At 36.8% G+C, this 18576-nt stretch carries 17 protein-coding genes and 1 pseudogene; 4 read left to right on the forward strand and 14 right to left on the reverse strand.

Going from position 1 to position 18576, the window contains the following annotated elements; translation table 11 throughout:
• Nucleotides 1-30: 30 nt before the first annotated feature.
• On the reverse strand, nt 31-315 hold the full coding sequence (groES, locus tag IGJ76_RS11165) for a co-chaperone GroES (RefSeq protein ID WP_067482883.1): 285 nt from the start codon (nt 313-315) through the stop codon (nt 31-33).
• Nucleotides 316-550: 235 nt separating this feature from the next.
• Between groES and IGJ76_RS11170 the strand changes: the two genes are divergently transcribed.
• On the forward strand, nt 551-1204 hold the full coding sequence (locus tag IGJ76_RS11170) for a CPBP family intramembrane glutamic endopeptidase (protein WP_071869116.1): 654 nt from the start codon (nt 551-553) through the stop codon (nt 1202-1204).
• Between the two features lie 57 nt (nt 1205-1261).
• Here the strand turns inward: IGJ76_RS11170 and IGJ76_RS11175 are convergent, their stop codons facing one another.
• From IGJ76_RS11175 to IGJ76_RS11185, 3 genes are all read right to left on the reverse strand, one after another.
• Nucleotides 1262-2695: a 6-phospho-beta-glucosidase gene (locus IGJ76_RS11175; RefSeq protein ID WP_067482885.1), complete on the reverse strand. Its 1434-nt coding sequence runs from the start codon at nt 2693-2695 to the stop codon at nt 1262-1264.
• A 36-nt stretch (nt 2696-2731) separates the two neighbouring features.
• Nucleotides 2732-4063 carry a PTS sugar transporter subunit IIC gene (locus IGJ76_RS11180; protein WP_067482886.1) on the reverse strand — a complete coding sequence of 444 codons (1332 nt, stop codon included), beginning with the start codon at nt 4061-4063 and terminating at the stop codon, nt 2732-2734.
• A 191-nt stretch (nt 4064-4254) separates the two neighbouring features.
• Nucleotides 4255-5004 carry a MurR/RpiR family transcriptional regulator gene (locus IGJ76_RS11185; protein ID WP_086270683.1) on the reverse strand — a complete coding sequence of 250 codons (750 nt, stop codon included), beginning with the start codon at nt 5002-5004 and terminating at the stop codon, nt 4255-4257.
• Nucleotides 5005-5151: 147 nt separating this feature from the next.
• Here IGJ76_RS11185 and IGJ76_RS11190 point away from each other — a divergent pair, with 147 nt between their 5' ends.
• Nucleotides 5152-5781 carry an NAD(P)-dependent oxidoreductase gene (locus IGJ76_RS11190; RefSeq protein ID WP_430596628.1) on the forward strand — a complete coding sequence of 210 codons (630 nt, stop codon included), beginning with the start codon at nt 5152-5154 and terminating at the stop codon, nt 5779-5781.
• 266 nt (nt 5782-6047) lie between these two features.
• Here IGJ76_RS11190 and IGJ76_RS11195 read toward each other — a convergent pair whose 3' ends face one another.
• The 10 genes and pseudogenes from IGJ76_RS11195 to IGJ76_RS11240 all read right to left on the reverse strand — a co-directional run bounded on the left by IGJ76_RS11195 (nt 6048) and on the right by IGJ76_RS11240 (nt 16513).
• Entirely contained in the window at nt 6048-6857 is an 810-nt protein-coding gene (locus IGJ76_RS11195) for an MBL fold metallo-hydrolase (protein WP_067482895.1), read from the reverse strand.
• A 55-nt stretch (nt 6858-6912) separates the two neighbouring features.
• Nucleotides 6913-7785 (reverse strand): two-component system regulatory protein YycI, encoded by an 873-nt coding sequence (locus IGJ76_RS11200; protein WP_067482897.1) that lies wholly within the window; start codon nt 7783-7785, stop codon nt 6913-6915.
• Nucleotides 7786-9105 carry a YycH family regulatory protein gene (locus IGJ76_RS11205; RefSeq protein ID WP_067482898.1) on the reverse strand — a complete coding sequence of 440 codons (1320 nt, stop codon included), beginning with the start codon at nt 9103-9105 and terminating at the stop codon, nt 7786-7788. It lies immediately after the preceding gene.
• Entirely contained in the window at nt 9102-10937 is a 1836-nt protein-coding gene (gene walK, locus IGJ76_RS11210; RefSeq protein ID WP_086270682.1) for a cell wall metabolism sensor histidine kinase WalK, read from the reverse strand. Before walK ends, IGJ76_RS11205 begins: the two co-directional genes overlap by 4 nt.
• A 3-nt stretch (nt 10938-10940) precedes the next feature.
• Entirely contained in the window at nt 10941-11645 is a 705-nt protein-coding gene (yycF, locus tag IGJ76_RS11215; protein ID WP_067482900.1) for a response regulator YycF, read from the reverse strand.
• Nucleotides 11646-12174: 529 nt separating this feature from the next.
• A pseudogene (locus IGJ76_RS11220) lies at nt 12175-13017 on the reverse strand (IS30 family transposase).
• A gap of 146 nt (nt 13018-13163) precedes the next feature.
• On the reverse strand, nt 13164-13844 hold the full coding sequence (locus IGJ76_RS11225) for an MIP/aquaporin family protein (RefSeq protein WP_067482903.1): 681 nt from the start codon (nt 13842-13844) through the stop codon (nt 13164-13166).
• 84 nt (nt 13845-13928) lie between these two features.
• Nucleotides 13929-14789 (reverse strand): DegV family protein, encoded by an 861-nt coding sequence (locus IGJ76_RS11230; RefSeq protein ID WP_430596629.1) that lies wholly within the window; start codon nt 14787-14789, stop codon nt 13929-13931.
• Nucleotides 14782-15348 carry a DUF1836 domain-containing protein gene (locus IGJ76_RS11235; RefSeq protein ID WP_067482907.1) on the reverse strand — a complete coding sequence of 189 codons (567 nt, stop codon included), beginning with the start codon at nt 15346-15348 and terminating at the stop codon, nt 14782-14784. Before IGJ76_RS11235 ends, IGJ76_RS11230 begins: the two co-directional genes overlap by 8 nt.
• A gap of 472 nt (nt 15349-15820) precedes the next feature.
• Complete coding sequence (locus tag IGJ76_RS11240) at nt 15821-16513, reverse strand: MurR/RpiR family transcriptional regulator (protein WP_067482909.1); 693 nt, start codon at nt 16511-16513, stop codon at nt 15821-15823.
• A 44-nt stretch (nt 16514-16557) separates the two neighbouring features.
• On the opposite strand from IGJ76_RS11240, the gene IGJ76_RS11245 reads away from it, so the two are divergent.
• Nucleotides 16558-17175 (forward strand): hypothetical protein, encoded by a 618-nt coding sequence (locus IGJ76_RS11245; protein WP_067482911.1) that lies wholly within the window; start codon nt 16558-16560, stop codon nt 17173-17175.
• Between the two features lie 12 nt (nt 17176-17187).
• On the forward strand, nt 17188-18486 hold the full coding sequence (locus IGJ76_RS11250; protein ID WP_067482912.1) for a PTS sugar transporter subunit IIC: 1299 nt from the start codon (nt 17188-17190) through the stop codon (nt 18484-18486).
• Nucleotides 18487-18576: the final 90 nt, after the last annotated feature.

An 18576-nucleotide genomic window follows, 5' to 3' on the forward strand; every position in this document is an offset into this window, starting at 1 on the left:
ACCTCAATAATAAATTTTGTTTATCTTGTTTTACTCAACGATCGCCATGATATCTTTACCTGAAACGATCAAATATTCTTTACCTTCAAATTTCACTTCTGTCCCAGCATACTTTTCAAACATTACTTGATCGCCTTCTTTAACAGCGGCAGGAACTTGTTCACCGTTTTCTAATAAACGGCCTTCACCAACCGCAACGATTCTACCAGTTTGTGGTTTTTCTTTGGCAGAGGAAGCTAAGACGATTCCTCCAACAGTTTTTTCTTCTTCTTTTGCGACTTCGATGATGACGCGGTCACCTAATGGTTTTAACACGATAAATCCCTCCGATAACACGATTTTTAGTTCCGTTAGCACTCTTACCTTTCGAGTGCTAACCTACATTTTTAATAATACTCATTCTGCTCCTTTTTTGCAAGCTTTTTAAATCAAAGAAATCTGATTTTTTATTTTCATTGGCGAACAACTTTCGTATGGTATAATTACCAATAAATCTTGTCTACTAACACAGGTAAGTCATCTTTTATAAGAGCCTGTAAGGAGGAATTTCATGTCATTAAAAAAATATAGTCTACTAAGCATTTTTTGCTACGGTTTAGTCTTTGTTTCACCTGCCCTTTTAAGAATCACAGGTATTGTTACCTCTTCGACTGGTTTGATTTCGGCCATGACTATTACTTATTTACTAGGAGCAGTTTTGCTGCTGTTTTTGTACTTCAAACAAAAGGAACCTTTAACAATAGAGGCAGATGTCCCTAAAGCAAGTGTTCCTGAAATCATTTTACTTGGATTAGGTGGTATTTTGATAGCAATCTTTTTACAAGGTGCGGCTGTCGGAATCGAAACTTTCTTATTTGGTCAAAGCGCTCCATCTGAAAATACGCAAAACATCATCCAAATGATTTTAAAAGCACCCGCATTTATTCTAGCAACGACTATTGGTGGCCCAATCATGGAGGAGCTTGTTTTTCGTCGTAGTATTCTAGGACTCGTTAGTCACTACTCGAATTTTTGGGTAGGTGCTGTAATCAGTTCTCTACTTTTTGCTGTTGCACATGCAGATGGTCATCTATTGGTTTACTTTTTCTTAGGTTTCTTCTTTAGTTTATTGTATAAATCAACTGGTCGAATTTGGACTTCAATGATTACACATGTAGGTATGAATACATTGGTCATCGTTGTACAGTTGTTAATCCAAAAATAATTTTTGCTTTCAATTAAAAACTGCGACAAAATCTTAAACGATTTTGTCGCAGTTTTTTTAGCTTAATGTTTCACCGTTTGTGGCAATAACTTCCTTATACCAATCAAACGATTTTTTCTTGCTTCTTGCCAATGTTCCATTTCCTTCGTTGTCCTTATCAACATAGATAAAGCCGTAACGTTTTTTCATTTCTCCTGTCCCGGCAGAAACCAAATCAATGAATCCCCATGGCGTGTAGCCCATTAAATCAATACCATCATATTCAACAGCATCTTTCATTGAAGCAATGTGCTCTCGCAAATACTCAATGCGATAATCATCTTCGACTTGTCCGCTTTCCCCAATCTCATCAATTGCACCAAACCCATTTTCCACAATAAATAATGGTTTTTCGTAACGTTCATTGAACCAGTTCATTGCGTAACGCAAACCCATAGGATCGATTTGCCATCCCCAGTCAGATGCTTTCACATAAGGATTTTCTACTAAGTCTGCTGCTTCATCATAGTCAAAAGTTGGTGCTTTATCATGATCTTTGATTGCAAACGACATATAGTAACTAAAGCCGATATAGTCGACACACCCTACCTTTAAAATACGGGCATCTTCTGCTGTTCGATCTAATTCAAATCCTTTTCGTTTAAAGTACGCATCCATATAACTTGGATAGCGACCTTTACAATGCACGTCAGTAAACCAATAACGTCTTTGCATCGCAACTGTTGCTGCCATCATATCATTGGGGCTACATGAGTAACTATAGATTGGCACCATGGCAATCATACAACCAATTTCAAAATCTGGATTAATCCGATGACCAATTTCTACCGCTTGCGCACTTGCCACTAATTCATAGTGTGCAGCCTGGTACATGATTGCTTCGCGATCTTCGCCTTCTTCATAACGAATACCCGAATTAGTAAATGGTGCAAAATCTTCGTGAAAATTCGCTTGGTTATTGATTTCATTAAAGGTCATCCAGTATTTCACTTTCTCTTGGTAACGAGTGAAACAAGTTTCCGCAAACCGAGTAAAAAATTCAATCATTTTTCGATTTCGCCAACCACCATATTCTTTTACTAAATGATAAGGCATTTCAAAATGGGAAAGCGTGATAACCGGTTCGATCCCATATTTTAGACATTCATCAAATAGGTCATCATAAAATTGTAACCCTGCTTCATTTGGTTCTAATTCATCACCTTTTGGAAAAATTCTGCTCCAGGCAATTGATGTCCGAAAACAATTCAAACCTAATTCAGCAAATAAACGAACATCTTCCTTATAATGATGATAAAAATCAATTGCCTCATGATTAGGATAATAGTTGCCTTCAATCACACCATCTGTGATCTTTCTTGCCACACCGTTTTTTCCAGCAGTCATAACATCAGCAACACTAACACCTTTGCCACCTTCTTGCCAACCACCTTCTAATTGATGGGCTGCTACTGCACCGCCCCATAAAAATCCTTTTCTCAACACGCTCATACGATCGACTCATTTCTCGTTAATTTGTAAAATCGTTTATAAAACTTGTGATTCTTCTAATTGATCTGCTTCTGCAAAAGAAAGATCGTTTTCTTGTGCATAGTTCATTGCATCAATTTTCTTCACGAATGGTAAGTAGATAAAGAAACCAATTGCTAAAACAAATGTTTGTAACAACGCCGCTTGCCAGCCACCTACTAAAAATCCTGAAATAATTGGTGGTGTTGTCCATGGTACTTGTACAGCTGTAAACAATGGAACTAATCCTGTATACAAAGCGAAGTAAGTAATCACACCAGAAACAACTGGTGTCGCAATAAATGGAATCGCCATAATCGGATTCATTACGATTGGTGTTGCAAAAATAATGGGTTCGTTAATGTTAAAGATAGCTGGAGCTAAAGATAAACGTCCAAGCTGTTTGAACTGTGCTGATTTTGCAAAGAAAACCATGAACATCACAACACCAATCGTCATCCCAGCACCTGTTACTGTCATGAATTGGTCTAAGAATTGTTGCGTAACAATATGTCCACCATTTGCAACGGTCAATGCTTTACCAGATTCAAGAATCTCTGTGTTTGCTAATGAGTTTGCTTGTAAGATTGGTCCCATGATCCCACCAACAATTGTTGAACCATGTACTCCAAAGAACCATAAGAATGGAACTAAGAAACCAAGCATCAACGCACCACCAAGTGAATCTGTTACACCTTGCATTGGGCTTTGGATTACTTCATAAATCCATTGAATCATTGTTGTGCTGAAGACTGCATCAAAGAAAATATATACAAGCATTGCAAAGGTAATCAAAACAGCTGCTGGAATCAACGCTGTAAATGAGTTTGCTACGTTATCCGGCACTTGCTCTGGCAATTTGATTCGAATATCTCTTTTTAGGAACCAAGTGTAGCCCCAACCAACAAATAGACCAACCAAGATTGCACTGATCATCCCTTGACCACCAGTCCAACCTTTATCAATTACGTTACCAATTACAACACCAGATTCTGCATCCGTCACATCTGAACGCATAGTTAGTAAAAAGATAACCAATGCGATCATCCCTGCTGGTAGCCCTTCAAAGCCTTCATCTTTGACGTAAGAATAAGCAATCCCAACTACTGCAAAAATTGCCATAATAGCAAATGAAGCACCATACGCTTGGTTAAAATAAACTGCGAGTCCAGAATTGTTGACCCACTCTGAAACTGCTGTGACGGGGAAGTTAGCAAGTAGTAAGAAAACCGAGCCAACAATTGTGAACGGCATTGTGTATAACATCCCATTACGTAACGCAGTAATAGGTTTCGTATTAACAAATTTTAAAACCGGAGGTAAAACTTTCTCATTAATCCATTCATTCATAATACTTCTCTCCTTATCCAGTTAAATTAAAAAAATCATCCAATAAAAAATAAGTGCATTTCATCCAATAAATCCTATTCTATACTCCTTTCTTTTTTTGTATCCGTTTACATATATAACTATAACTAACCTGTACAAAGAAAAAAAGAGCTTAGCCTTCTGCAGGAACATGTTCCAACAAAAAAAACAGGCTAATGCGCTCTTTCTATTTCTTGACTCGCTTTTTGCGCTAACATTTCTAATAAAGTCACCACCGGAACTTGTGTTGTCAGGTTTAGCGATTCCTCTTTTCCTCTTGTCTCTGGCATATAATAAGACAAATTATAGTCTGCCAAACGAGCAATCGTCGAGGTTTCATCATTTGTAATACTAAGAACTTTTGCACCGTAGCGTTTAAAATCCTCTGTTTTTTCAATCATTTCAACCGTTTCACCTGATACAGACAAAATGATTGCTAGTGTACTTTCTAATCCGCGAGAAGGGACTGGAGCAAACGGATCAGTGATGCTATAGGCATTCAACCCTAAATTGATAAAATAACGACTACCATATAATCCAAGGACACCACTTGTACCAATTCCAGAAAAAGCAACATGACGGGCTTCTAAAATCATTTGGACTGCTTGCTCCAAAACGATTCGATAACTTTCATTATTGACCTTTTTCAAAAAAGAATCTACCTGAACCGTTGCATCATAAAATTGTTCAAACATCTGTTGTTTTGCTTGTGTTTGATAATTTTTTATTGCAAATTTCAGCTCAGAAAAGCCTTGTAAGCCCAATTTGTTACAGCAACGTAAAATCGTCGAAGTTGATACATGGCATGCATCTGACAATTGACGAATCGTCATTTTTGACACTTCTTCTAAATGAGCAATCAAGTAATTATAAACAATCATCTCCAGCTCATTCAGTTGCTTGATTTTTTCTGCTTCAAACACGGCTCCCCCTCCTTTCATTATCTTTTAATTATAACAGAGCAATAATTATAAAAGAAAGTCTGGTGTTAAAATCTTCTATAAAAAACCAATTCTTTGACCCAAGTGACATAACTTCATACAATAAAGGAAATGATAGGAGGTTTTTTGATGAAAATAGCAATTATTGGCGCAACTGGTCACGCAGGTTCATTGATTTTGAAGGAGGCTCTTGCTCGTCATCTTGACGTTACAGCCATTGTCAGAAATGCCAAAAAATTAACAGTAACTGTTCCATTTATTGAAAAGGATTTATACGATTTGACGACTGAAGACCTTGCTCCTTTTGACGTTGTTGTTGATGCGTTCAATGCACCTGTAGGTAAGGAAGAAATGCATCAAACATCCCTTGCACACTTAGCAAAAATTTTAGCGAATACTTCGACTCGTTTACTTGTCGTTGGTGGTGCTTCTTCTCTATTTATTGATCCAGAAAAAACAACTCGTATGATTGACCAAGTACCAGAAGACGCACCTTTTTATCCAACAGCTTTCCATATGTCGCAAGCACTTGTTCATTTAAAAGACACAAAAGGACTTCGTTGGACCTATATCAGTCCAGCTGCGTTCTTCAATCCAACAGGCGAACGAACAGGAAAATATCAACTAGATGATGACTTTCTTCATAAGAATGCACAGGGAGAAAGCGTTGTCAGCATGGCAGACTATGCCATTGCTTTGATTGACGAAGTACTGGCAGATAAACATGAGAATAAGCATGTTAGTGTCGTGAGCCAATAAAGCAGTTAAAATAAAAAAGGTGCAACCGGTTAGCTAAAAATAACCGATTGCACCTTTTTTATTTGGAATGAATACTTTATGTTCTTAATAGAAAGCAGATTGCTAGAAATCATCTTGTTACTTAACGTTTTACGCCACAATCTTTACCTTCGGTGTTCCCAAAACAGCTCCTCGATATAGCTTGCATCCATATCAAAATATGGAAAGCTATTTTGAATGACTGTTCGCTATCTAGTCGGAGCTGAACGTTTTGTGCCACAACCTTTTTAAATCGAAAACAATTCCGTCGCCTGATCAGGATCCGTATCGTACACATCAAAATCAGAACCCACACCAAAATCCTTTTCTTTTAACGTATTTTCCATCGTCAAATGCGCCAACTCTTTCAAGTTGTTTTCTTTACTCAAATGACCTAAATAGATACGTTTTGTTCGATTACCAATTACATCAGTCATCACTAATGCACCATCTTCATTTGATAAATGACCACGATCTCCCAAAATTCGTTGTTTTAAATTCCAAGGATAAGAACCCATTCGCAACATTTCTAAATCGTGATTACTTTCCATTAGATAGCCGTCCGCATTTTCAATAATTCCACGCATATAATCACTACAGTAACCAGTGTCTGTTAGCATCACAAATGAATGATTTTCTTTGTAGATACGATAAAACTGTGGCGCAGCCGCATCATGCGAAACACCAAAACTTTCAATATCTACATCCCCAAAAGTTTGGACTTTTCCCATTTCAAATAAATGTTTTTGCTCGACGGGGACATTGCCAATCAATGGCGACATTGCTTCCCACGTTTTTTCATTGGCATACACATCTAAATGATATTTCCGCGCCAGCACACCTACACCATGAATGTGATCTCGATGTTCATGCGTTACTAGAATGCCATCTAAATCTTCAGGTTTACGATCAATTTGAGCCATCAAGGAAGTAATTTTTTTCCCGCTAAGACCTGCATCCACCAATAGTCGTTTCTTCTCACTTTCTAAATAAAGTGAGTTTCCTGAACTCCCACTCGCAAGGATACTGATTTTAAAAGCTGGTTTTTCTTCGACCATTTATTTATTACTTCCCTTCTTCACACTGTAAACTTTTTTCATTATACCTACTTTTTTAATTATCTTCCACTTTTGGAACCACATTATTTGTCACAATCGTATTACTGAATGCGTTGACTGATTCAATTTGAACACTTTTATCACTCGTTTCAATAGCCACATACCAAATTGGAACATATACATTTTTTTCACGAACCTTCACGATACAAGAATAAGCAAGTTGACGCCACAAAATTTTTGAAGAACTAGGAATCTTATTATTCACATAAAGCGTTTGGATTGCTTCCTCTTCTGAATATAGATCCATTTTTTCACGTAGTTGTTCAATGTTTGTTAAGTGCGTCTGGGTATATTTCGTCAGTTTATAAACACCATCGTCTTTTTCCACTATAAAATTGATTTCAGCAGTATCGTCATGAAATGGGATTCCTTCATAGGACTGGCTTGCTTCAATTTCTAGTGAATTTCCTTCTAATGTGGAGAAATTCGACATAAATTCATATTCATCACCATAAAGTACGTTATTTTGACTATTCAAAAATTCTGTAATCGAATGTTTGGTCTGTTTGTTGTCGATTTTGTACTTTTCAGATTCTTCAGCAGTGAACGTCTTCGTTAAAGTCGACAGCCCATCAAAAGTGATTCCACTACGAAGTAGCCCTGTTGGATTCTTCTTTCGGTGTTGTGCTAAGACCGTACCAAGATCGCTTTGTTCGGCACTTAAATAGTATCCCTGTTTACTCTCAGAAGAAATATTTCCTGAATAAGAAATATCATCACTAGCTAGACGATTTTGCAGCGATTCTGTTTGGTCTGAACGTATCACATTGTTTTCTTGATTCATTGCCTCGTGATAACTGCTGAATAAAAAAACATTGAGGCCTAAGAAAGCTAGGAAAAAAATCCATTCAATTTTTTTAAAGTCCACTTAGTTCGCCCCCATTTCAGCTAGTTTGTTAGACAACTCACTGGCGGAGTACCAATTCCCTTGATATTTCACATACCATTCTGGTAACAAGTCTACGACCCGGTTCGTTTCTTTGATATTTTGCCACGTGTAACCAATAATGACTGATTCAAGTTCTTCCTTTTCCGCACCATGGGTAACTAATTGTTGAATAACGTCTGCCGTACTAGCCAATTCCACTGACTCGTCTGAAGGAATAGGTACTTGGATTGCATTTAAGCTGGTCTGAATGTTAACTTGCGTTTTTTCAGTAGCTTCACCATTAATCGTTATACCAACTTTGCCTTTACTATCCGTGCCAAACACTGGGAATCCTTCAACAAAAATCCGATAGTCAATTTGATTATCCGTACGATCAAAATAATGAAGATTTCCTAAGTTGCTGCCAATTTTACTAATGTATGGAAAACTTTTCGAGTAAATATTTCCGTTATTATTTGTATCAGATAACTCTCCACGAAAATCTACAACTTGACTGGCAGAATGAATCGTCATCGTTTCATTGCCACCATAAAAAATCAGTTCGCTGCTTTCATCATTATTTTTCACTTCATCTGGGGATTGAAAGAAAGCATTTCGAAAAAGTGTGTACGGTTGTTGCGATAAAATATAACTGTATTTTTTTAACTTAATTGGTGATTCTGTATCATATTGATGAGCAATCACAGATGTTTTTTTAGACATTTTAGTCCATTTATTTTCATCAAAAGATAACTCTTTTTTGATGTCTTCCCAGTCTAAAGAAAGGTTAGCTTCATAAATCGTTTGATGAACAAAATCCAAGAAACGAATTTTTTTATTTTTTTCATCAAACTGAATACAAGTAAAAGAAATCATCTCCGTATCATCAGATAGATTACTTACATCTAAGTTCAACCCAAATGCTTGGATATATTCTTGTAACAAAAATGGTGCTAGATAAGTTAACTCAAAGCCTTCCGAAAGTTCCTTTTTCTGATCAAATTCAGTTTTATCTCCTGTAACCACTTCTGAAAGCTTACCAAAACGAGCTTTACCGATTACTGTTTGCAGGCGCGAAACTAAGTTTTCACTATTTGTTTCTTGGATATTTTCTCCTTGGACCCACGTCACGTGTAGTGGTAAAAAAATTTCTGAAGATTTTCGATTTGATTGTGATTCAGTCATCACTTGTGAACTCGTTTCGTCAACATTCACTGTTTCTTTTCCAGCAGGACTTAGCCAGATGACATAGGAGAAATATAAACTCAGTGCAACCATCAAAACTAGTCCAATCCGGATGATTTTCCCTGAAATTTTCATTCCCACCAGTCCTCCTCATATGGTTCATATGGTAATGAAATATAGAAAGTCGAACCTTGACCTTCTTTACTTTCTGCCCAAATGGCGCCTCGGTGTGCCTTAACTACTTCACGCGAAATCGCTAAGCCAAGACCTGTTCCGCCTTGAGCACGTGCCCGAGCTTTGTCTACACGATAAAAACGCTCGAATACTCGAGTCAAATCTTTTTTAGGGATACCTAGCCCCTGGTCAGTTATGCTTAGAATAACGTTATTATGTGTTTCTAACAGACGGCAAGTAATCGTTCCTCCATCAGGAGAATATTTAATAGCGTTATTCATGATATTGTCGATTACTTGTATGATTTTGTCAGTATCTATTTCAACCCAGAGATCTCGTTGGGTAAATTCACGGCGAATCGCATATTTTTTTTCTTGATTACCAACCATCATATCGAAACGATCAAGTACAAAATTGATTAGCTCATTAAAATTGACGTATTCTAATTGCAGCTGTGTGTGTCCCGTGTCCATTCGAGAAAGATTCAATAAGTCATTGATCATCCGAATCATTCGGTCTGTTTCATCTAAAGTGACCTTCAAAAAGTTCGGTGCAATTTCTTCGTCTTGCCACGCGCCTTCGCTCAACGCTTCAATATAGCTACGCATACTTGTTAACGGTGTGCGTAGTTCATGGGAAACATTGGAAACAAACTCACGACGTTCACGTTCTGTCTTTTCTTGCTCGGTTACATCATGTAAGACAGCAACCAAACCACTAATAAAGCCTGATTCACGACGAATCATGGAGAAATCAACGCGTAAAATCATTTGGTCACTTTCAGTGGAGCCTGTTGAACGATCGAGAACCATTTCATCTGGATTCTCTAATAATTTACGCAACGTATATTCTTCTTCGATGTCAAGCAAGGTCAAAATAGACTGACCAATTGCCTCTTCATTTTTAATATCTAACAAGGATAAAGCCATATCGTTAATCGTAATGACTTTTCCTCGACGATCAGTTGCAATGACCCCATCCGTCATATGCGAAAGGACACTATCCAACCGATTTCGTTCAGCTTCCATCGTATCTTGTGCTTCTTCGATTCGTTCAGCCAACTGGTTAAAAGTATCTGCCAATTGCCCCAATTCATCTTGTCCATGGACTTTTACTTTTCGACTATAGTCACCCCGCGCAATGCGGATAGCTTGTTCGCGCATTTCGCCAATTGGTTGTGTAATCGAACGTGCAACTAAGACCGACACAATCATGGAAATGAATGCCGCAATCAGAGAAGCCGTGAAAAAGATAATCGCTGTGTTACTAATTTCTGAGTACTTTTGTTCAATATCACTTTTGACGTAAAGAGCCCCGATGACGGCATCGCCGGTCGGGGACAGAATAGGCTGAACATTAATATTTACCCGCTTGTCATCTGAATCAAGTGCGACATAACGTTTAGTAGTAAAATCATCAACGGCTACATAATCATTTTTCTTACCGATAGAACTTTGTTCACTTACATCCGTTGTCCCCCGAATGATCCCTTTTTCGTCAACCACACGAATTTCGATAATATCGCTTGAAGCACTATTTTCGATAAAACGTTTAATATTCGCATTGACCTCATCTGGATCTGCCGTATCTTTTCGACTAAGCTCAGGACTAATTGTTGAAGCTAATGAGACAACTGTCTGATTCATATCTTTGATAAAAGTGTTGATCGTGGAGCGCTCCAAACCACGTATAAAATACGCACCAATAATTTCAATCGAAATCAATAAAATCAAAATAAATGTAATGGCGATTTTAAAATTGACTGATCGAAAAAAGCGGACCTTTTTCTTCATTGATTACTCCTGTTCTGGGTTACGCAAGTAGTAACCGACGCCACGACGCGTAACTAAATAGTTCGGGTGACTTGGATTATCTTCGATTTTTTCGCGCAAACGACGTACAGTAACATCAACTGTTCGGACATCACCAAAATAGTCGTAACCCCAAACAGTCTGTAGTAAATGCTCACGTGTCATTACTTGTCCAATATGTTTTGCTAGATAGAAAAGCAACTCAAACTCACGATGTGTCAACTCAATTGTTTCGCCACGTTTCGTTACCATGTAAGCATCTGGATGGATTGTTAGATCACCAATTGTTAGTTCTGATGGTGTTACCTCTTCCACTTCTTTTGCAGCTGCTGCGCCACGACGTAAATTGGCTTTGACACGAGCTACCAATTCTCGATTCGAAAACGGTTTTGTCACGTAGTCATCCGCACCAAGTTCTAATCCTAAAACTTTATCAATTTCAGAATCTTTTGCAGTTACCATGATGATCGGCATGTCATAAGTTTTACGAACTTCTCGTGCTACTTCTAGCCCATCCATTTTTGGCAACATCAAATCTAATAAAATCAAATCAGGTACTACCTCTTCGACTTTTTCTAAGGCTTCTTCGCCATCGTACGCAGTGTAAACATCGTAACCTTCTTTTGTTAAATTAAACTTAACGATATCCGAAATCGGCTTTTCGTCATCGACAACTAAAATTTTCTTCATAAAGAGCCACCTCTTTTTTATTATTGTCATACCTTTTCATTATACCGTATTTCGAGATTTGTTTCATCCTTGCTTTTGAAATGAAATGGAAACTTAAAAAGGTTGTGGCGCAAAGCGTTTAGCTTCGAAAAAATAAAGAACAACTGACAAAAATAGCTTTTCATATTTTTGGACAGTTGTGAATTATTTCGAGGAGTTGCTTTGGGAACACCGTGAATAAAGGTTGTGGCACAAAGTGGTTAGCTTCAAGTAATAAGGAATCTTTTCTAAAAATAGCTTTCCATATTTTTAAGAAAAGAGGGCTTATTACCGAAGAAGCTACTTTGGGAACACCGTGAATAAAGGTTGTGGCACAAAGCGTTCAAGCCCACAAAAAAACAAGAAACAAACACACAAAATAGTTTCCTATTTTTGTGGTAACTGTTCCTTATTTTAAATAAATTGATTTTGATATCATATAAAAAGAATTAAATATAAATTACTCTTTCAAAAAATGAATCATTTCCCCAATTTTTTATCTCTTGAATTGTCAAATTAAGTGCAACGTTACTCCAAAAAATATTTCGTAGGGTGTTTTCCAGTGTAAACATTTTCTTGGCCGTAAATTTAATTTAAGAATATATTGATCAATTGTTTCATCAGTAACACTATCCATCTCTTTATTTTTTGGTAAATACTCTCTGAGTAAACCATTGGTGTTCTCATTTGTCCCTCATTGCCAAGGCGCATGCGGATCAGGAAAATAGAAAGGAACACCATTAAGAGATTTCGTGATTTCTGAATGTTTTGAAAACTCTTTTCCACGATCAGGAGTGATTGATTTCACTCGACTAGGATGGATAGAGGAAAATAATTCAATGAACTTGTCCTTAACAAATAGGGATAGTTTCTTCTCAATTTTTCCTCTTCTCTCAACAGGATGTTTGGCATGTCTTGTTTTTCCGCGGTGTCTAAGTGAACGAACCAATCCTCGATTTCCATGGCTTAGAGGCTCTGTTTCAAAAAGTCCATTATAAATACCACGATAAATTGTCGTGTAGCTTATAGCAATACCAGTTCGTTCACTTTTTAAACGATGAGAAATTTCTTCAGGAGACCATTGTTCTTCTACAAATAATCTTCGAACGCTAGTCCAGACCCTGTTGTTAGACAAGAGTAATTTTCGCCCACAGTTCTGTTTTCTATAGGAATATATAGTTTGAGCAAGCACAGGAGAATACGTAGTATTTTTTGTATTACGTTTAAGTTCTCTAGATATTGTAGAAGGGCTACGCTTCATAAGAGAAGCAATGGAACGTATAGACTTTCCTTGATTGAAGAATAAAAATATGTTTTCTCGCTCGAGTATTGTAAGATGGTTATAGTGGCTCATAGCTATCTTCCTTTCGAATAGTGTTCTAGACAAACCTATTTTAACTATGAGTCTTTTTTTGTAATCAACTGTTGCACTTAAAGTGTATATTCAAGCTACTAAAAAAAGCCAGAACATTTCTGTCCTGACTTTTCTTTTAAGAAGGCTTAAGCTTCTACGCTATCGTTTTCAGTATTTAATAGATATTTTGCAACAAGTGCTGCAAGAATCCCACCTACGATTGGCGCAACGATAAATACCCAAACTTGTTCTAACGCTTGACCACCAACTAAAACAGCTGGTGCTAAACTACGTGCTGGGTTAGCTGACATTCCTGTTAATGGAATCCCAACGAAGTGAATCAATGTTAATGACAAACCAATCACTAGACCAGCTAAGCTGCTGTTTCCTTTTGTTTGGCTGGTAACAGTCATGATAACTAATACAAAGATAAAAGTTAAAATAATTTCAACTGATAATGCACCTACTGTACCCATTTCAAAAACATTTTGTCCTAAGTTTTCAACACTTTTACCTGCTGAGTCAAGCAAACCAGATAATGTTAATGAAGCTGCAAATGCCCCAACAACTTGACCTACGATATAATAAACTAATTCAGTAACGGAAATTCTTTTATTCATCCACATTGCAATCGAAACAGCTGGATTCAAATGAGCGCCAGACACAGTACCAATACTGTAAGCTGCTGCAACAATTGTTAAACCAAATGCTAACGCGATGCCAGCAATCCCAACAATCCCTTCTGCTCCTCCGCCTAGTACGGCTGCGCCAGTCCCAACAAAGACTAGAATATAAGTGCCAATAAATTCTGCGATACCTTTTTTCATAAAAAAATATATCCCCTTTCCTTGCAATTATATCATTTTCTTGAAAATTTCCAAGGATTTACATTTCTGAGACATATTTTTCAATCAAGCTTTCAAAATTTGAACACCTACACCTAATAAACCAGGTCCAGTATGAACTACGAGAGCCGGTGAAATTTGGCCAAAATACATTTGTTGCACTTGTGGAAACTCTTGGCGCAACCTTGCTTCCATTGCATGTGCTTCCTCTTCCGCAGCTCCATGTGCGACAGCCAAATTGAAAACTTTTGCATCGCCTACTCGCTCTTTAATTAACGCTACAGTTTTATCCAGACTTTTTTTACGACCTCTGGCTTTAGCAACCGTGTAATAGATTCCTTCCTCATTACATGAAATGATTGGATTCAATTTCAAAGCTGTTCCTAAAATGGATGCAACTAAACCAATTCGACCACCTTTTTGTAAGTATTCAAGTGTCGCTACATTGAAAAACACTTTCGTTTGCTTCACTAGAGTTTCCAATTTGTTAATCAATGTTTGCCAGTTCACTCCCTCTTCAAGCCATTTTGCTGCCTGAATAGCTGAGAAACCCGCACCAATTCCAATATTTTTTGTATCAAGGATATACGTTTCTAACGCCGTTTGTTGTTCAGCAATCAATCGCACAACATTATAGGTGCCAGATAAGCCACTAGAAATTGTAATTGCTAGCACTTTTTCGTACCCATCTGCTTTGATTTGATCAAAAATAGCAGTAATCGTTTCACCATCAGGTAGTGAAGTTCCTGGAATTTCTGTTGGTAACTTTTCATAAATCTCTTCTGGGGTAATGTCTACCTTATCAATATATTCACGATCTGAATAAATAATTTTCAAAGGAATCATATACATCTGATATTGTTCCATCAATTCTGCCGGAACATCTGTACCTGAATCGACTAAAATTGCAATTTTTTCTTTATTCATTTGGTTTCTCCCCTTTTAGATAATCTGTTTCTAACATAATTGTTTTTTCTGCAAGTAATTTTAAGGCAAAAGATAATGTCGCCGTTTTGACAGCAATCATTTCGACTGCCATTGTTTGATTTAAAATGAGTGGTGCTTGCTCTTTTCCTTGTGCTTGTTGACTGATTAAATGAATCGCTGCTTCTTGTTCTTCACAAAATAAATTATAGGCTTCACGAATACCAATCACTTTTCCTTGAAACAAAATTCCATCTTTGATTTCTGGAATCGTCAAAACTTGTTTCAAAGTTGTAATCGCGATTAAAAAAGCAACATGTCGCTTATTGTAACGTTTTTTGATTGGCGCTGGAATCAAGCCTTGCTTGACGTAATTATTGACCATTGAGGACGTCAATAATGGATGCTTTTCGCCTTGGATAATCGGTGATAGATAACGATCAATCAGAGTGATTACCTGATCCATGTATAATTCTAAATCGGGTAATTCTTCCCAACGCGGCAAACGAAAGGTTTCAATATCTGTTCCCCACGCAACTAATTGTTCACGCATTTTTTCCATTAGTTCGTCTCCTTTTCTAATTTCATCCACATCATATCAAAGTTATCAAAAACATTCAATCTAGTTTTTAAAACTAGATACTTTCTTAATTTTCATTACACAAAAAATTTGAACAACGTGAACCATCGTCTCGAACAGCAAAAATGATTGACCCAAAATCCTTTTCAGAATTTTAGGTCAATCATTTTTATTAATATAGAAAACTTCTAGCCGGACTTCATTGATACTTTCACCAAAATGCGCGAAGAAAGAACATTTTTTTACAAAATATATTTTTAACAGTTGTACATTAAGCACAGTAAATGTATCCGATTTTCATCTATATTAAGCAAATGGACTTTTTGTGATCTACCCGCTTCCTCTAAACACGTTTATAAATTAACAAACATGTTCACAACTCAAGGAAACCCCTTACAATTTCAAGCCCAATATTTATACTAAGAAATGAAGAAACAGTGGCCACCTCGTTCTTCTACTCAAAGATCGATTTTAACGCTTCACTAAGTAATTGTTCGAATTGATTTAATGCTGTTCCAAAGAAAAGATTAGGTTGATATTCTGACAAAACCTGTGCTGTATATGTCTCTGTACTAATTGTTAACGTTGCTAACTGTCCAATTCGAGAATTTTTTTCGCCAACAAAGGCAATTACATCGATTCGATGATTTTTTGCCATTTCTGCAAGTTCTGTTAAACGAAAAGTATCGCCAGAATTCGAAATAATAATAATCAGAACATCTTTTTCAACATTTTCGCGAAGAAATTCTAAGTGACTGTTAGCTGTTGCACGAAATCCATAAAGATTAAATGTTTCAGAAAAATGATTGGCGATATTTTGAGAAAAACCTGATCCTAAAATCATGATTCTTTTTTCGCGATAGGCGGATAGCAAGTGGACGAACGTATCTCTGTCGGCACTTGAGAAAGTACTTGAGAAATTGTTTGAAGACTGCTTGTTTCCATAAGCAAAAACTAGTTCACTATAACCAGAATAACCAATCTTTTTTGCCATATTAACAATCGTTGCAGTTGAGACATACGTTTCTTTTGCTACGTCACGAATACCTAAATTTTTTAATGTTTCACGGTTTTTATCCATAAATCGCAAAACAGCAGCTTCTGAATCATTCAACTGATATTTTTCAATTAGCGTTTCCGTATTCAACAGGTTCACCTCAAATTCAATTCTTTAGTTAGGAGTATTATATTATGACAGAAAAACAGTTTATTCAAGACCCTTGGGCGAAAATGGTTACTAGAAATGGTTTGCGAGGGGACGAAGTTATTTCCGCGTTACAAAAATCTATTCGTAGAGGAAAAGAAAAAGAAGCCTGCGAATTTGCCTATGAGATGTACATCACTTCACCGCAATTTGAAGAAAAATTATGGCGTCGATTATTAGCTATCAGTGTGGAAGATGTTGGAATGGGAAATTCAATGGCTGCAATCATGATTAATAACTTGAACATGATGCGTAAAGAGTTTCAATATAATGAATCAGATCGTGCAATGTTTTTCTTTCATGCCATTCGTTACTTGTGCGAGTCAGAAAAAGATCGTTCATCTGATTTACTCAAAAATATTGTGATAAAGAGTTTTGCCATGGGTTATGTACCTGAAATTCCAGACATCGCACTCGACAAGCATACGACTCGTGGCCAAGAAATGGGACGAGGTTCAGAACATTTCTTACATGAAGCCAGTAAAGTGGTTCCACAAGCAAAAGTAACTAACAACTACAAAGAACAATATGAAGCAATCATAGAGAAATATGATCCAACGCACGTGGTTCCAAGTACCTTTGTTTTTAATCCTTGGCAAGTATAAGGGGGAAATGTTATGGAAAATTCTACGATCATTACAAAACTCAACGACATGCTTAGCCCTATCGCTGCAAAAATTGGGAATCAGCGACATCTTAAAGCAATTTCTAGTGGTATGATGTTTGGTTTACCGTTTATTGTAATTGGTTCTTTTTTTCTGATTTTTGCTAACCCACCTATCAACTTAGATCAATATACTCCCGAAACAGCCAATTTTTTTCTGAAATTTATGGCAGGCTGGAAGGATTTCGCAGTTGCAAATTATGATTTGATTACTGCACCGTACAATTTAACTATGGGACTTATCGGACTAATTAGTGTTTTTGGGATTGCTTTTTCTCTTGCTAGTGAATACAAAATCAATCCATCTATGAACGGTATGGTCGCAACAGTTATTTTTCTAATGGTATGCACACCTGTGACAGACGGAACGATAAATTTAAATTATTTAGGAACAAATGGATTATTTGTGGCTATTATCATTGGACTTCTGGTTGTTGAAATCAATCGATTATTTGAAGTAAAAGATATTAAATTAAAATTACCAGATACCGTACCACCCATGGTAGCAACCTTTATCAACACCTTGGTCCCGCTATTGACGAATATCATTCTTTTTTATGGAATTAACTTACTCTTCTTGAGTACAACTAAAAAGATTTTCCCAGAAACAATTATGAGCGTGCTAACACCTGCAACTGACATTGCTGGGAGTCTTGGCGGGTTCCTGTTAATAGTTACTTTAGGAAATATCTTATGGTTATTTGGAATTAACGGTTCATCAATTATTTTTCCAATCGTCTTTACTTTGGGGATGGCACAAACTGGACTGAATGCCGAGCAAATGTCTAATGGCGAAACGATGACCCATCTTATGAATCTACAAATGTTCCGCATCTCTGTTTTAGGTGGTGCTGGCGGAACACTTGGTTTAGTCATTTTAATGATGCGTAGCAAAGTTTCAGAATATCGTACGATTGGAAAACTATCGATTATTCCTGGAATTTGTTCCATAAATGAACCAATTATTTTCGGTTTACCCATTGTTTTCAATCCAATTTTGGCAATTCCATTTTTAGTTACGCCAATCGTCTCTTTATTACTAACCTATTTTGCTCAAAAACTGGGATTGATTGGTCTAGGATTTATCGTAGATCCGTCCTTCACACCGTTTTTTGCACAGGCGTATCTTTCAAGTATGGATTGGCGAAATATTGTCTTTTGTCTCGTACTAATTCTTATCAGTGCTGTCATCTATTACCCATTTTTCAAAGTGATGGAAAATAACAAGACGAAACTGGTGAATGAAGAATAATAAACAACTTTGTTTACCCGATTTGCTTAACCCTAAAAGATTTCTTTGTATCTTTTGAAATCGAAAATTTATTATGAATTTTACGAGCTA

Source organism: Enterococcus sp. DIV0175, from assembly GCF_050529075.1.
GTDB lineage: Bacteria > Bacillota > Bacilli > Lactobacillales > Enterococcaceae > Enterococcus_B > Enterococcus_B thailandicus.

Coding starts and splice junctions, on each gene's coding strand:
- IGJ76_RS11170 (WP_071869116.1), top strand. CDS start 551: ATGTCATTAAAAAAATATAGTCTACTAAGCATTTTTTGCTACGGTTTA.
- IGJ76_RS11175 (WP_067482885.1), bottom strand. CDS start 2,695: ATGAGCGTGTTGAGAAAAGGATTTTTATGGGGCGGTGCAGTAGCAGCC.
- IGJ76_RS11180 (WP_067482886.1), bottom strand. CDS start 4,063: ATGAATGAATGGATTAATGAGAAAGTTTTACCTCCGGTTTTAAAATTT.
- IGJ76_RS11190 (WP_430596628.1), top strand. CDS start 5,152: ATGAAAATAGCAATTATTGGCGCAACTGGTCACGCAGGTTCATTGATT.
- IGJ76_RS11195 (WP_067482895.1), bottom strand. CDS start 6,857: ATGGTCGAAGAAAAACCAGCTTTTAAAATCAGTATCCTTGCGAGTGGG.
- IGJ76_RS11205 (WP_067482898.1), bottom strand. CDS start 9,105: ATGAAAATTTCAGGGAAAATCATCCGGATTGGACTAGTTTTGATGGTT.
- walK (WP_086270682.1), bottom strand. CDS start 10,937: ATGAAGAAAAAGGTCCGCTTTTTTCGATCAGTCAATTTTAAAATCGCC.
- yycF (WP_067482900.1), bottom strand. CDS start 11,645: ATGAAGAAAATTTTAGTTGTCGATGACGAAAAGCCGATTTCGGATATC.
- IGJ76_RS11225 (WP_067482903.1), bottom strand. CDS start 13,844: ATGAAAAAAGGTATCGCAGAATTTATTGGCACTTATATTCTAGTCTTT.
- IGJ76_RS11230 (WP_430596629.1), bottom strand. CDS start 14,789: ATGAATAAAGAAAAAATTGCAATTTTAGTCGATTCAGGTACAGATGTT.
- IGJ76_RS11235 (WP_067482907.1), bottom strand. CDS start 15,348: ATGGAAAAAATGCGTGAACAATTAGTTGCGTGGGGAACAGATATTGAA.
- IGJ76_RS11245 (WP_067482911.1), top strand. CDS start 16,558: ATGACAGAAAAACAGTTTATTCAAGACCCTTGGGCGAAAATGGTTACT.
- IGJ76_RS11250 (WP_067482912.1), top strand. CDS start 17,188: ATGGAAAATTCTACGATCATTACAAAACTCAACGACATGCTTAGCCCT.